Annotated in this window: 10 protein-coding genes and 1 tRNA gene; 8 read left to right on the plus strand and 3 right to left on the minus strand. The window is 62.9% G+C overall.

Annotated features, from left to right (window positions below):
* Positions 1-19 precede the first annotated feature (19 nt).
* A complete protein-coding gene (serA, locus tag SE91_RS04100; protein ID WP_061846674.1) occupies positions 20-1,609 on the plus strand; it encodes a phosphoglycerate dehydrogenase in 1,590 nt (529 codons plus the stop codon).
* Between the two features lie 278 nt (positions 1,610-1,887).
* Positions 1,888-3,060 (plus strand): thiolase family protein, encoded by a 1,173-nt coding sequence (locus SE91_RS04105; protein ID WP_008544689.1) that lies wholly within the window; start codon positions 1,888-1,890, stop codon positions 3,058-3,060.
* 93 nt (positions 3,061-3,153) lie between these two features.
* Here SE91_RS04105 and SE91_RS04110 read toward each other — a convergent pair whose 3' ends face one another.
* Both SE91_RS04110 and SE91_RS04115 read right to left on the minus strand, forming a co-directional pair.
* On the minus strand, positions 3,154-4,197 hold the full coding sequence (locus SE91_RS04110; RefSeq protein ID WP_063921339.1) for an AI-2E family transporter: 1,044 nt from the start codon (positions 4,195-4,197) through the stop codon (positions 3,154-3,156).
* Positions 4,198-4,448: 251 nt separating this feature from the next.
* The gene (locus SE91_RS04115) at positions 4,449-7,793 is read right to left on the minus strand and encodes a PAS domain-containing protein (RefSeq protein WP_061846676.1); all 3,345 of its coding nucleotides are present in this window, start codon (positions 7,791-7,793) and stop codon (positions 4,449-4,451) included.
* A gap of 655 nt (positions 7,794-8,448) precedes the next feature.
* Between SE91_RS04115 and SE91_RS04120 the strand changes: the two genes are divergently transcribed.
* The 5 genes from SE91_RS04120 (at position 8,449) to tenA (ending at position 12,224) form a co-directional block, all read left to right on the plus strand.
* Positions 8,449-8,883: a phasin gene (locus SE91_RS04120; protein WP_008544748.1), complete on the plus strand. Its 435-nt coding sequence runs from the start codon at positions 8,449-8,451 to the stop codon at positions 8,881-8,883.
* A gap of 405 nt (positions 8,884-9,288) precedes the next feature.
* Positions 9,289-9,365 (plus strand) — tRNA-His (locus tag SE91_RS04130).
* 369 nt (positions 9,366-9,734) lie between these two features.
* On the plus strand, positions 9,735-10,190 hold the full coding sequence (locus SE91_RS04135) for a hypothetical protein (RefSeq protein ID WP_061846678.1): 456 nt from the start codon (positions 9,735-9,737) through the stop codon (positions 10,188-10,190).
* Positions 10,190-11,275, plus strand: a complete 1,086-nt coding sequence (locus tag SE91_RS04140; protein ID WP_061846679.1) for an XRE family transcriptional regulator — start codon at positions 10,190-10,192, stop codon at positions 11,273-11,275. Before SE91_RS04135 ends, SE91_RS04140 begins: the two co-directional genes overlap by 1 nt.
* Before the next feature lie 274 nt (positions 11,276-11,549).
* Complete coding sequence (tenA, locus tag SE91_RS04145) at positions 11,550-12,224, plus strand: thiaminase II (protein WP_061846680.1); 675 nt, start codon at positions 11,550-11,552, stop codon at positions 12,222-12,224.
* A gap of 93 nt (positions 12,225-12,317) precedes the next feature.
* Here the strand turns inward: tenA and SE91_RS04150 are convergent, their stop codons facing one another.
* Positions 12,318-12,575 (minus strand): hypothetical protein, encoded by a 258-nt coding sequence (locus tag SE91_RS04150; protein WP_245318302.1) that lies wholly within the window; start codon positions 12,573-12,575, stop codon positions 12,318-12,320.
* 177 nt (positions 12,576-12,752) lie between these two features.
* On the opposite strand from SE91_RS04150, the gene SE91_RS04155 reads away from it, so the two are divergent.
* Positions 12,753-14,003 carry a vanadium-dependent haloperoxidase gene (locus SE91_RS04155; protein WP_156489446.1) on the plus strand — a complete coding sequence of 417 codons (1,251 nt, stop codon included), beginning with the start codon at positions 12,753-12,755 and terminating at the stop codon, positions 14,001-14,003.
* The last annotated feature ends 179 nt before the right edge of the window (positions 14,004-14,182 follow it).

Genomic DNA, 14,182 nt, shown 5'->3' on the forward strand with positions numbered 1-14,182 from the left:
TGTGAAGGAAGACATCCCCATGACAAAACCCAAAGTTCCCATTTCCGACGCGCTCTCGCCCGCTGCCGTGCAGATCTTCAAAGATCGCGGCGTCGAGGTCGACTTCCAGCCCAACCTCGGCAAGGACAAGGACAAGCTCGCCGAGATCATCGGCAATTACGACGGCCTCGCGATCCGCTCGGCGACGAAGGCCACCGCCAAGATCCTCGACAAGGCGACCAACCTCAAGGTGATCGGCCGCGCCGGCATCGGCGTCGACAATGTCGAGATCCCCGCCGCCACGGCCAAGGGCATCATCGTGATGAACACGCCGTTCGGCAATTCGATCACGACCGCCGAGCATGCCATCACGCTGATGCTGGCGCTCGCCCGCGAGATCCCGCAGGCCGACGCCTCGACCCAGGCCGGCAAGTGGGAGAAGAACCGCTTCATGGGCGTCGAGATCACCGGCAAGGTGCTCGGGGTCGTCGGCTGCGGCAATATCGGCTCCATCGTCGCCGACCGAGCGCTCGGCTTGCGCATGAAGGTGATCGCATTCGATCCGTTCCTGTCGCCGGAGCGCGCCAAGGACATCGGGGTCGAGAAGGTCGACCTCGACGATCTGCTCAAGCGTGCCGACTTCATCACCCTGCACACCCCGCTCACCGAGAAGACCAAGAACATCATCGATGCAGCCGCGATCGCCAAGATGAAGAAGGGCGTGCGCCTGATCAACTGCGCCCGCGGCGGTCTCGTCGACGAGCAGGCGGTGGTCGATGCGCTCAACTCCAAGCACATCGCCGGCGCCGCCTTCGACGTCTTCGTCGAGGAGCCCGCGACCAAGAACGTGCTGTTCGGCCATCCCAACGTGATCTGCACGCCGCATCTCGGCGCCTCCACCACGGAAGCGCAGGAGAACGTCGCGCTCCAGGTCGCCGAACAGATGTCGGATTATCTCCTCACCGGCGCGATCTCGAACGCGGTCAACTTCCCCTCGATCACCGCGGAAGAGGCGCCGAAGCTGAAACCGTTCATCGCGCTCGCCGAGAAGCTCGGCTCGTTCGCAGGACAGCTCACCGAAAGCGGCATCCTCAAGGTCGAGATCACCTATGAGGGCCACGTCGCCGAGATGAAGATCAAGGCGATCACCTCGGCCGTGCTGTCGGGCCTGCTGCGGCCGATGCTGGGCGAGGTCAACGTCGTCTCCGCGCCCGTGGTCGCCAAGGAGCGCGGCATGGTGGTGGACGAGATCGTGCGCGCCGCGCAGAGCGATTACGAGAGCCTGATCACCGTCACCGTGGCGACGGAGCGCCAGGAGCGCTCGGTCTCCGGCACCGTGTACCATGACGGCAAGCCGCGGTTGGTCGACGTCAAGGGCATCCGCATCGACGCCGAGTTCGGCAAGTCGATGATCTACATCACCAACGAGGACAAGCCCGGCTTCATCGGCAAGTTCGCGAGCCTCCTGGGCGACGCCAAGATCAACATCGCCACCTTCCATCTCGGCCGCGTCGCGCCGGGCAGCGACGCCATCGCCCTCGTCGAGGTCGACGGCGCGGTGCCGGCCGATCTGCTCGCCAAGGTGCAGGCACTGCCGCAGGTCAAGCAGGCCAAGGCGCTGACGTTCTGACCTCTGGCGTCATGGCCGGGCTTGACCCGGCCATCCACGCCTACGACATGCATGGAAAGACGTGGATGCCCGGGACAAGCCCGGGCATGACGAGTGGATGGGGCGATGCGTACGCCCCGGAATGACGAGCATCATATTCCGACCCGCGGAACAACGCCGCCTCCCTCGCCGGAGGCGGCGTTTTTATTTTCCCCGCGCCTGCCCAACTTTGTGTACCAATGGCGCCAAGAACGCCTCGTCACCACGCGCCGTTCAATCGTTCGAAAAGGGAGAAGACAATGCGTGAAGCCGTCATCGTTTCCTATGCGCGCACGGGCCTTGCGAAATCCGGCCGCGGCGGGTTCAACATCACGCCGCCGATGTCGCTCGCGGCCCACGCCATCCAGCACGCGGTGAACCGCGCCGGCGTCGATAAGGATTATGTCGAGGACTGCTATCTCGGCAATTGCGCCCATGGCGCGCCGAACATCGGCCGCCAGGCTGCGCTGCTCGCAGGGCTGCCGAAGACGACGGCCGGCGTCTCGGTGAACCGGTTCTGCTCCTCGGGACTCCAGACCATCGCGATGGCCGCCAACTCGATCCGCTCCGACGGCGCCGATTGCATCGTCGCCGGCGGCGTCGAGAGCATCTCGATCCCCGGCGGCGGCACGCCGAAGGAATCGGTCGACCCTGAGCTGCTCAAGGTTGCCCCCGACATCTTCATGGCGATGATCGACACGGCCGACATCGTCGCCGAGCGCTACAAGCTCAGCCGCGAATATCAGGACGAGTTCTCGCTGGAATCGCAGCGCCGCATGGCATCGGCGCAGCAAGCCGGCAAGTTCAAGGACGAGATCGTCCCGATGAAGACGAAGATGAAAGTCGTCGACAAGCAGACCAAGGCCGAGAGCATCGTCGACTACACCGTCGATCGCGACGAATGCAATCGCCCTGAGACCACGATGGAAGGATTGGCGAAACTCGAGCCGGTGAAGGGCCCCGGCAAGTTCGTCACGGCCGGCAATGCCAGCCAGCTCTCCGACGGCGCCGCCGCCGTCGTGCTGATGGAGGCCAAGGATGCCGAGAAGCGCGGCCTCAAGCCGCTCGGCCGCTTCGTCGCCTGGGCCACCGCCGGCTGCGAGCCCGACGAGATGGGCATCGGCCCGGTGTTCGCGATCCCCAAGCTGCTCAAGCGCACCGGGCTCAAGATCGACGACATCGATCTGTGGGAACTCAACGAAGCCTTCGCCAGCCAGTGCCTGTATTGCCGCGACAAGCTCGAGATCGATCCCGCCAAGTACAACGTCAATGGCGGCTCGATCGCGATCGGCCATCCCTTCGGCATGACCGGCGCACGTCTCACCGGCCATCTGCTGCAGGAAGGCGCGCGCCGCAAGGCGAAGTGGGGCGTGGTGACGATGTGCATCGGCGGCGGCCAGGGCGGCGCTGGGCTGTTCGAGATCTACAGCTGATCCGACGCGACTCGACTATGAAGGGCACGGCGCCGCAAAGCGCCGTGCCTTTTTCATGTCTTTTGCAAACGCGGTGACGGAGAGGCCGACAATTCAAGCTGACTGCTCTCGGCTTTCGGGCCGGAATATCCATTCGCGCCAAACCGTCAACAATGCGGCCATGATCACGGGACCGAGAAACAGGCCGAGAAGACCGAAGGCGGCAAGACCTCCGAAGATTCCAACGAATGCAAGCAGGAACGGCAGCCTTGCCGAGTCACCCACCAAAGTGGGCCAGACGAAATGATCGCCGGCGAACATGATGATCGCGCCCCAGCAAAACACGCCCGCGGCGGCGAACCCGCTGCCGCCACCGGACACCAGCACCAGCGCCGCCGCAGTGAAGGCCAACCACGCGCCGAACGGAATCATCGCAAAGGCCGTCGTGAGAATTGTGAACACGATGGCGTTCGGCACGCCCGCGATCAGATAGCCGACGCCGATCAGCAAGCCCTCGCCGGCGGCGACGAGAACCGTGCCGTTCACGGTGCCGCGCGTCGCGATGACCATCTTCTCGACCAGGCCTTCGCCTGCCTCGCCGAAGAGCCGATCGGACGTCTCCAGGAAGCGGCTCGCGATCATTCGGCCGTGGCGAAGCAATACGAACAGCGTCAGCATCGAAAAGAACAACATGAAGAGCCGGTGGATCAGCTGTCCGCCCAACGTTCGGAACAGATCCGAAGCATTGTCTGCATTGATTGACTTCAACAATGCGCTCGCCGCCTTTGGATCGGAGAGGTTGGTGCGCCACCATTGCTGTAGGCTCTCGGCGACGACCGGCAGCCGCGCAACCCATTCCGGCACCTCGATCCCGCTCTCGCCGGCCTTTTTCAGCCAGCTCATCAGCGCATCTGACTGCTGTGCAATCTGGTAGACGGCTAGCGACATCGGAGCCATCAGGACGAGGGCTACGATGAGCGTGAATAGGATCGCCGTCAGCGTGGTCGGGCCCGAGCCGAAGCGGCTGGCGAAATTGATGTAGAGCGGCCATAGCGCGACTGCCAGAATCGCGGCCCAGATCAGCGCAGTCATAAATCCAGCGGCGGTCCACAGAGCGAGTGCCACCAGCACGAGCGCGAGGACAACGCGGGCATTCATGCGGGCGGAAGCGCCCGTTGGCAGCGGCTTTCGCTCGGATACCGCATCGCTCCGCTTGGTCGGCGTTTTCTTCGATGCCCCGGATTTCAGTCGGTCGGACATTTGCGGCCACGCGATGAGTGCAATACTCGGAAGCAAAATTGGACGAACGGAAACACCGACAATCAAGCCGCAACGCGGCGTTCGGTTCCGATTCGGGAATAAGTTGCAATGCGGAGCTCTCGCGCGCCAGCCGGGCCGCTGGACGCGGCTTACGCCTTCGCCAGTGCCGGCGCGAACACCACCTCGATCAGCGTGCCGGAATGGCCGGCGCTCTTGATGTTGAACTGGGCGCGGTTGGCTTCGACCAGCGCCTTGGTCAGCGACAGGCTGAGCGCCGCGCTGTCGGCGGCGTCGCCCGGCGGCGGAGTGCGGAACGGCTCCATCGCGGCGGCGACTTCGCGTTCGGAAAGGCCGTGGCCGGTGTCGCGGATGCGCAGTGCGATCTCGCCGCGGTCGGTCAACGCGGTCGAGACGATGACCTGGCCGCCGGCACTGGCGAGCCGGATCGAGTTCGAGATCAGGTTCATGGTGATCTGCCGCATCGCGCGCGCATCCGCATTGACCTGCGGCAGCGCATGGGCGAGCGAGGTGCGGATGATGATCCGCTCGCGATTGGCCTGCGGCTGCATCACCGTCACGCAGGCCTCGACGAGGTCGTTGAGGTTCAGGTTCGCGAAGTTCAGGTCGAGCTTGCCGGTCTCGATCCGCGACAGCTCCAGGAGATCGTCGATGATGGCGATGACGCGCTCGCCGGAGGCGCGGATGTCCTTCATGTATTCGCCGTAGCGCTCGTTGCCGAGCGTGCCGAAACGTTCGGAGATCATCACCTCGGCAAAGCCGATGATGGCGTTGAGCGGCGTGCGGATCTCGTGGCTGATCCGCGCCAGCATGTCGGCCTTGGCATTGGCCGCGCCGTCGGCGAGACGGCGGGCCTGCGTCAGCTCGCTTTCGCCCTTCTTCGCGTGGGAGAGATCGCGGAACACGGCGAAGAAATTCGGCCCGTCCGGCCGGGTGCGGCCCATGATCATCGCGAGCGGGATGACGCCGCCCTTCTTCTCTCGGCCCAGCACCTCGCGGCCGTGGTCGAGCAGGCTCGCAATGTCCTGGCTCTTCACGCTGTCGAGATAGTCGGCGACGATCTGCTGGCTCTCGGGCGCGAACAGCGTCACCAGGTTCTGCTCCAGCAGCGCCGCGCCGTCATAGCCGAACAGCGCCTCGGCGCTACGGTTGCAGGCGTGGATGTTGCCTTCGGCATCGAACATCACGATGCCCTCGGCCGTGGTGTCGAGGATCGCGGCGAGATCCTCGGCCTCGGCTTCGCCCGCAGCACGCTCGAGCTCGGGCGCGGAGGGGAGCGACTCTTCGACGATGGTCTCGGCGACGACGGTCTCCGCAATGACAGGCGCGGCCTGCGGCAGTGCGCAGATCAGCGCATGCGCGGCATCGCCGTCCCAGTCGATCGTGTGCAGATGCGCTTCGGTGGTCGCAAGCGGCGCTTCGCCGTTCGCCACCGTCGCGCTGATCGTGACAGGCGTGCCGGCTTGCGACGTGCTGCTGGCGGTGGAGACGCCCGGCTCGACATAGAGCGCGTCCAGCCCGCCGGCATCCTCAAGCGCGCCGAGATTGGCGTAGCCCATGCGCGCGAGGAAGGCGGGGTTGGCGTAGAGCAGGCGATCGAGCCGATAGATCAGGATACCCGTCGGCATGAGGTCGAGCAGCGCCCGATCGCGCGTCGGCGCAGCGCGGGCCGGCGGCGCGGGCTCGGTCAGCCACTCGGCGGCAGCCTGCTGCGGCTCGGGCTCGGGCGCCTCGGCTTCCGGCGTCTGTGGCTCGGACGTGATCTCCCCGGCCGGCGGCTCGACTCCATCGGCCGCGATGGTCTCGCGATCGCGTTCGAGACGCTCGGACAATTGCCGGGCGAGCTCGTTGAACGCGCTGTTCTCGACCGGCGTCAGCGTCGGCGATCTCTGGGGATCGCCATGCGGGCGGAACGGCACCACGTTGGGAGGGGTTTCCACTGGCGTATCCAGCTCGGTTGGGTGTGAAGTCGGCTCAGATGCGGGTTCGGGCAGTTCGGCGACAGGCTCGGGCGAAGGCTCAGACGTTGGCTCGGGCGGCACGATCGGCGGCGGCGGTGATGCTTCTGCCACGGGCTCCGGCTCAGGCTCGACCACATCGGCAGCTGCGCTCGGCTGCGCCGACTGCATGCTCCGTGCCTCGAAACGCCGGAGCGCTTCCAGCCGGTTGAGGCCGTCGAGATCGCGGCACACGCCAAAGCCCTTGAAGCCGGCGAAATTGCGCTCGCTGTCGAACACCGGAAGTCCCGCAAGCTCGACCGGCAGATGCTCGCCGCCGTCAGCGGGCCAGTTCAAGGTGATACCGGCCCAGGTGTCCTGGCTGTCGAGCGCCTGCGCGACGCGGCCTTCCGGATCGAGCGAAAGGTCCGCGGCGATTTCGCGCCAGGGCCGGCCGAAGCCCGACGCCGTTCGCGCGCCGATCAGGCTGATGAACTCGTCGGAGAGCAGCACAAAGCGGCCCTCTGCATCCGTCTGCCAGAGAAAGCGCAGCGGATGCTGACGCGGTGCGGGCGGCTGTTGGCCCGATGCCAGCTCGACCATGCCTGGAGTGATCGGCGCCGCCTGCGGCGACACCATGGCCTCTCCGCAGTTTTCAACCGGAGTTTTGGCGGCGGCCTCGGTGTTCTCGTCCGCCGCTGGCGTCACCGTCTCCTCGCTGGCTTCGATCGGTTCGGCGAAGGCATCGAACAAGGGTATTTCCGCCGGCTCATCCTGCGATGGCGACGGCGCGCTCGGCGTGTCGGTCTCCCGCAGCTCGGCCTCAACAGGCGCTGCGGTATCAGGCCTGCTTTCAGCCGCAGGCGCCTCGCGCGCGGCCGGCGCGATCAGCGCGACGAGGCCGATATCTGCGCCGATGCCGACCCGTTGCAGCACCATCTGGCCGATGCCGATCGGCGTCTCGGCGCGGCCGCTTCTCAGCGCATCGCTGCGGGCCTGGTCGAGGCCGGCCTCGTTGAGATCGCGAAAGCCGAGCAGGGAGCGGGCGGTCTCGCTGGCGCCGGCAAACAGGCCATCGGGCGCGAACGCGGCCATCGGCACCTTGGCGCCGGCGACGAGCCGATGCAGCCGCTCGACCAGCGGCATGGTCCGCAAGGTCGAGTCCATCGCGGTGACGAGCACTGCAGATCTCTCGCTGAAATGGCTGCCATCGGCAAAATCGAGCCGGGCGCAGGCGCAGGTCATCAGCGTGCCGAGCCGGGCGCCGAAGCCGCGCAGCCGTTCGAGCCGCACGCTGCCGCCCGCCGGCAGTTGGCGCGCCAGCCTGACGATCTGGCGGCGATGGCCGTCCGCCGGGCCGAACACCTTCTCCGCCAGCGCCGTGGCATGGGCCGCGCCGAACAGTTGTGCGCCGACCGGATTGGCCCAGAGCACGCGGGTGCCGTCGATCGACCATAGCCAGGTGGGGAGCGGAGAGGTCGCGTGCACGGCCAGCCGGGGATCGTCCACGCCTCGCAACTGGAAATCCGAACTCTTCATCCGACCGGCTTTGCGTCCCGCTTCTCAGCATCCTGGGCGGCTGCCGGGGAATGGCAGCCTTAAGAAAGGGTTAGTATCGCCCGCAGCCGCGGCCAGGTCCACGGCTGGGATCCCGAAGGCAGCCCTCTAAGCCGCGATAACCTTAATCGTGCCAAACCCGCAAGCCGCTGCCCGGTTCATCCAAGGAATTCGGAGGGCGCCGTCACAACGGCGGTGCCCATCCTCCCCTGAAGGGGGAGGATCGGTTCGCATGAGCGAGGCGAAATGCGCACCGAGGTGGGGTGACAGTCTCTCGGCGGAAGCGGCGCCCGTGGGAGAGATCATCCCACCCCGCTCGCGCTGCGCGCGATCGACCCTCCCCCTCCAGGGGAGGGTAAGACAGCACCCGTTACCCAGGTGCACCCCCTCAACCCCCGGTTCCCCCGCCCGGGAACCTCATCCTCACCTAGATTAAATTTCGCACCGCACCGTTGTGGCGCGTTGCGATGCACAATGTTGACATGATAGGCAGCCACAATGCTGGGCACTGGGCGAGCCATCCTTTTCGTTTCGCGTTTCCAGTCTTCGTACCCGCTGAATGCGAGGGCCCATGATCGGGGCCGGCGGGCGCGCCAGAAGGCTCACTCCATTTTTTCCAATTAGCGTGAGGACCAAAATGACAGGTGCGACTGATCCGTTTTCTGCCTCGATCATCCCGTTCGAGGTTCCCGAGCAGATGCGTGCGTTCGCCGAGAAGGGCGCGGCGCAGGCCCGCGAAAACTACGCCAAGTTCAAGGACGCCGCCGAGACCCATAACGGCACCGTCGAGGCCGTGTTCACCTCCGCCTCCAAGGGCGCGAGCGAGTACACCGCCAAGCTGGTGGAGTTCATGAAGGCCAATTCCAGCGCCCAGCTCGACTTCGCCCAGCAGCTGTTCGGCGCCAAGTCGCCGACGGAAGCGCTGGAGCTGTGGACCGGCCACGCCCGCAAGCAGGTCGAGACCTTCCAGTCCCAAGCCAAGGAGCTGGTCGAGCTCACCCAGCGCGTCGCCGCCGAGACCGCCGAGCCGATCAAGGCCAGCGCCTCGAAGTACTACCCCTCCGCCGCCTGAGCGGTGAGGCCGGTTTGAACCAACGAAGCCCGGGCCCAACGGCCCGGGTTTTTTCTTGCCTCTCCGCGATGGCAATCAAAGAAGGTCGTCATGCCCGGGCTTGTCCCGGGCATCCACGTTCTTGGGCGCCGGGCCAAAGGCGTGGATGGCCGGGACAAGCCCGGCCATGACGATGTGGAAGCGTAAGCGCTCCCATGCGATAGCCCCGCCGCAAGCGGACGAGGCGAGCCCAACACCCTCATCCTCGCCATCAACCCCGATTTCAATGCAGCGAAGATGAATTCCGCAGGTTTTTCGCCCCTCTGCGGCCTTGCCAAAAACCCCCGTTGCACCTAGTTTCCGCCCCGTCCAGCCCCCCTTGGCACCGGCCCTCTCAGGGCGTCCCAAGCCGCGGCTCGCCAGGATGCAGTTGTAGCTCAGTTGGTTAGAGCGCCTGTCTGTGGAACAGGAGGTCGGTGGTTCGAGCCCACCCAACTGTACCAACCAAATCAATTCGATAGCATCGTCCCTGATCCGTTCGAGCCCTTTAGGTATCGAATTTTAGGTAGCGATAGCCAGGCTGGAAAAGGGGGAAAACCCAGCAGACAGTTTGGCCATTGCTTGACCACTTCCGTTTTTGGCGCCAAAGTTAGACTCCCGAAACGGAAGTAGGAGCGAGTCGTGCCTGCCATACTTTTCAAAACTCCGTTTGATGCGCGCCGGCGTTTGGCGGAGTTGGGTGTTTCTGTTGAAGCGGTGATCAGGTCCCTCGAAGCGGGCCAACTTGCCCGACTTTCGTGCACTGAAAACGATCCTCATTTATAGCGGGGACCGAGGCGTGGCGTTTCGTCGTCCGGACGCTAAGAGAGGAATTGCTGCCTCGCGGCTACAGGAAAGCCGATCCCAACAACTTCTCACTCGTCATCAATGATGCTCGGCGCATTAACATTGTGGTGGCCAGTGGCGACGCATTAACGCGCAGCAGCTCCGGTGACCCAAGAACGAAGCATCTGAAGGGTCTTTTCACCGAAGCCGTGATCATGCGCAACAAGGTAGAGGGTGATTTGTTTCCCGAGTCGTTGCCCGAGGAACTGCGCACGGCGGTTTCTGTCTTGGAATATCCAACTTGGATTTTGTTGATTTACATCACCGACGACGAGATGAGAGCAGAGCTCTCCTTTCCCGACGAGATCGAGAATGGTCAGATCGTAAGCTGGAAAGAACGGATCTTTATTCCAGACAATGCCGGTGATGGTGCGGCTCTGAAACCAGAAGATGACGATCTAGGACCCGATATCGACGTTCCTGTACGACGCAAGGCATCTTGATGTTCAATAAGACAAGGATGGTCGTTGCAAGGCAACGATCTTGTTTAACTAAGACAGAGCTGGCTCGTAGAGTGGGGGTGGAGCCGCGCGCGATCTCTGGATTTGAAGCTGGCGAATACCTGCCTTCGGAAGAAACAGTCGATAAGCTCTGTAAAGTGCTGAACTACCCGCGTGAGTTCTTCTTTGCCGACGACATTGATGTGCCTCGGACCGAGGGCGTTAGCTTCCGATCGATGACCCGGATGACGTCGAAGCAGCGTGACGCTGCAATAGCGGCCGGGGCTATTGCCTACCTGCTCAGTGACTGGCTGGAGCGAGAATTCGATCTGCCTGAGGTCGATCTCCCTGACCTACGCGAAGACGGCCCAGAGGTGGCGGCCGCCTCTCTTCGCCAATACTGGGGGTTGGGTGAGCGACCAGTAAGAAACATGATCCATTTACTTGAGGCCAAGGGAGTTCGAGTATTCTCCTTGGCTGAGAATTCGGTCGAAGTAGATGCTTACTCTGTTTGGCGGGGCAATCGCCCGTGCGTATTCCTAAACACGATGAAGTCGGCAGAACGGCGTCGCTTCGATGCTGCTCATGAACTGGGACATCTTGTGTTGCATAAGCATGCCGCACCAGCAGGTCTTGAGGCAGAAAAGGAAGCCAACGCTTTTGCATCGGCTTTCCTTATGCCTTCTGCCAGCATGAAATCCTTGGGCCGAATTACCTCTCTCGAACAGCTTATCGAGGTGAAGAAGAAGTGGATTGTGTCGGTTGCAGCACTTGCTTATCGATTGCACGATCTAAGGCTGTTGTCAGATTGGAATTACCACACCCTTTGCGTCGAAATGTCTCGGAGGGGCTATCGCAAGAATGAACCTCATGAGGCGGCTAAAGAGAGTTCACAGGTCTGGCAGAAAGTATTCGCAGACGAACGGAAGAGCGGCAACACGCTTCAACAATTGGCTGATAAGCTTCTCATCCCGAGCGCCGAACTGGTGAAGCTGGTCTTCGGACTGGTCACAGTGGCAGTGCATTCCTCTGAAGGTCGTGAGACGGTCAAGCCGTCTGCACGGCCCAATTTAAGGTTGGTTCGCTAGCTCGGTCAAAGGTGCTCACCTCAAGCTCTCTGCGGACACTCCTTGGCACGAGGCAAAGACGCAAGGCCGAGTGGGAAACCGCACCCCGATCGTAATTTGCCGAGCGAAATGCGAAGGAATGACGGTGAGAGTGCATCAAACTGCCGTATGATCCCATTTGCAACGCTGCTTAAAAGCAGCCTTGTGCGCGGTCACCGTAGCTCCTCGGCCCGCGTTGCGATATCGATAGCGAGCCAAGAACTTTCATGGGCCAGCAAGCCGAGCGGAAAAGATCGTGAGTTTCTTCGAGCGTCTCAAGACAGCAGCAGCCGTTGAGTGGCGGGCCTACACCGAGCATCCCTTCACGAACGGATTGGCAGACGGATCGCTCCCCGAAGCGGCGTTTCGTCACTATCTCGTTCAGGACTACCTGTTTCTCATCGAGTTTGCTCGTGCCTACGCGCTCGCGGTCTATAAGTCGCCCACGCTTGCCGATATGCGGGAAGCAGCGGCCGGCTTGTCGGCCATCCTCGACGTGGAGATGAACCTGCATGTGAAGCTCTGTGCCGATTGGGGTCTATCCCCTGCCGACCTTGAACAGGCCCCGCCGGCGGCCGAGATGCTGGCCTATACGCGCTATGTGCTCGACGCGGGCATGCGCGGCGATCTGCTAGCGCTCAAGGTGGCACTTGCCCCCTGCGTGATCGGGTACGCGGAGATTGCGACACGGCTCGCGTCGCGACCCGATGCCGACGCTGCGACGAACGCCTATCGCGTCTGGATCGCCGAGTACGCCGGCGTGCCGTACCAGGAGGTCGCTGCCAAAGCGCGGGCGCACCTGGATCATCTCGCCGATCGCTACGCCACGCCGACCCGCGAGGCCGAGCTGATCGCAATCTTCAAGGAAGCTACCCGCCTCGAGGCAGACTTCTGGGAGATGTCGTGGCGCGCGGGCCAGCGCGTTCAATAGCCCTTGCGGCAGTCTCAAAGATTTCGGTGACAATGCAAGTTACGGTGACAGTGCACTAAACTACTGACGCGCGGCACGTGCTTGCAACACTGATCAAGGGTCTATCGAACGAATCGAACAGCACGACGGCGATCGGCGGCAGGTCGAGCAATCTGCCAGCACGAACGCGGCCGCAGGCATCGCGGCCAGCTTCAGCGCGCACATCATCAGTATGCTCAGCTTCTCGCCCTTCACCTCGAAGCGAAGCAGATTGATGCCGAGCGCGATCAGCGCCGTCGTCGATCCCGCCCGCGCCAAGGATGCGATCGGCGCACGAGATTGCCGAATTAGCTCGCGCATCAGGTAAGGCAATCGATCTTACTCTTCGGATCGCGGCTTCAGGTTTTTTACGAGGGAAGCGAAGGCGGGTGTAAGCTGCTTCACAGCAGCCGGCTGGCTGCGCTCTTAAGATCGTTCTGCACTTCCACTTCTTGCGCGGCCTGTCCGTACAAGATGTCGCTCTCTGTTGAAGCAACGAGGAGCATGAAGATGAAGATGTTTCTTGCAACGAAATCTCCATTCCTGATCGTCGCCACTCTTGCAGTTTGCATCGGCGCTGCGCGCGCCGATGTCATCATGGACTGGAACGCGAAAGCAGATGCGATTGCCGCTGAAAAGAAGGTCCTGCCTGTGCCGCAGGCCCGCACGATGTCGATGCTTCACGTTGCCATGTTCGAGGCCGTCAATGCGATCGACAGGCGATACACTCCATACAAGCTGGATCTCATAGCAGACCGCTCCACGTCCAAGGAAGCCGCGGCGGCTGCTGCGGCTTACAACATTCTTCTGACGATCTATCCGGACCAGAAATCTGCCCTTGATACCGCACTCCATGCATCGCTTTCCGGCATCCCGGATACGGACGGAAAGGCGAATGGAATTGAGCTTGGAACGTTAGCCGCTTCCGGCGTGATAGCGTTGCGCAGGGATGATGGCAGCAACGCCCAGGAGACGTATCGCCCCGCTACGGCCGCGGGGGTCTATGTGCCGACCGTGGTGCCGCTGGGCACAACGGTTGGATCAATGACCCCTTGGGTCATGACGTCGGTCTCACAATTCCGTCCGGCGCCACCACCGGCGCTTGATTCAGAGACCTGGAGCAGAGACGTCAACGAAATCCGGGAGGTCGGCGCTCGCAACAGCACCACCCGGACAGCAGAGCAGACGGATGTCGGACGATTCTGGTTTTTGGTCGGGCCTCCCAGCTTCAATCCGATCGTCCGGCAAGTCGCATTGGCCAAGCACATGGACCTCGTTGACTGCGCTCGTCTCTTCGCCCTCGCCGAGATCGCGGGGAACGACGCAATCGTCGCCGTCCTTGATGCGAAGTATCACTACAATTTTTGGCGGCCAGTGACGGCAATACGCAACGCGGACATCACGCAGAACCCGAAGACGCCGCGCGAATCGTCCTGGTTGCCGCTGGGCGAAACGCCGATGCATCCCGAATACCCCTGCGCCCACTGCATCGTATCGGCTTCGGTTTCAACGGTGCTCCGGTCCATCGCCGGCGACGAAATCGGAGAACTATCGGTGACCAGCCCCACTGCGCCGGGGGTGACTCGCAAATGGTCCAGACTCCAGGATTATAGCGACGAGGTCGCAAATGCGCGCATCTATGCCGGTTTCCATTATCGTTTCTCGACCGAGGTCGGAAAGGACATGGGAAGAAAGATCGGCGACTTGACTGTCGCGACACAGCTTCGCGGGCTGGAAGCGCTAGCTGAACCGAAGCAGTAAGCCGGCGTGCGGGTAAATCGCGAACCCGACAGAGGTCGAGAAGCCCTCTAAATCGAGGCATGCACGGTTGCTATACCAGGACACGTCGACGTCCGAACGTGGTGGGCAGGGCCTCCCGTGCTCTGCCCATTTTTCATGGCGGATTGCTGCCCGCTCTGAAGCACGTCGAAATCACCGGC

This window comes from Bradyrhizobium sp. DOA1 (assembly GCF_001593325.1).
Lineage (GTDB): Bacteria > Pseudomonadota > Alphaproteobacteria > Rhizobiales > Xanthobacteraceae > Bradyrhizobium.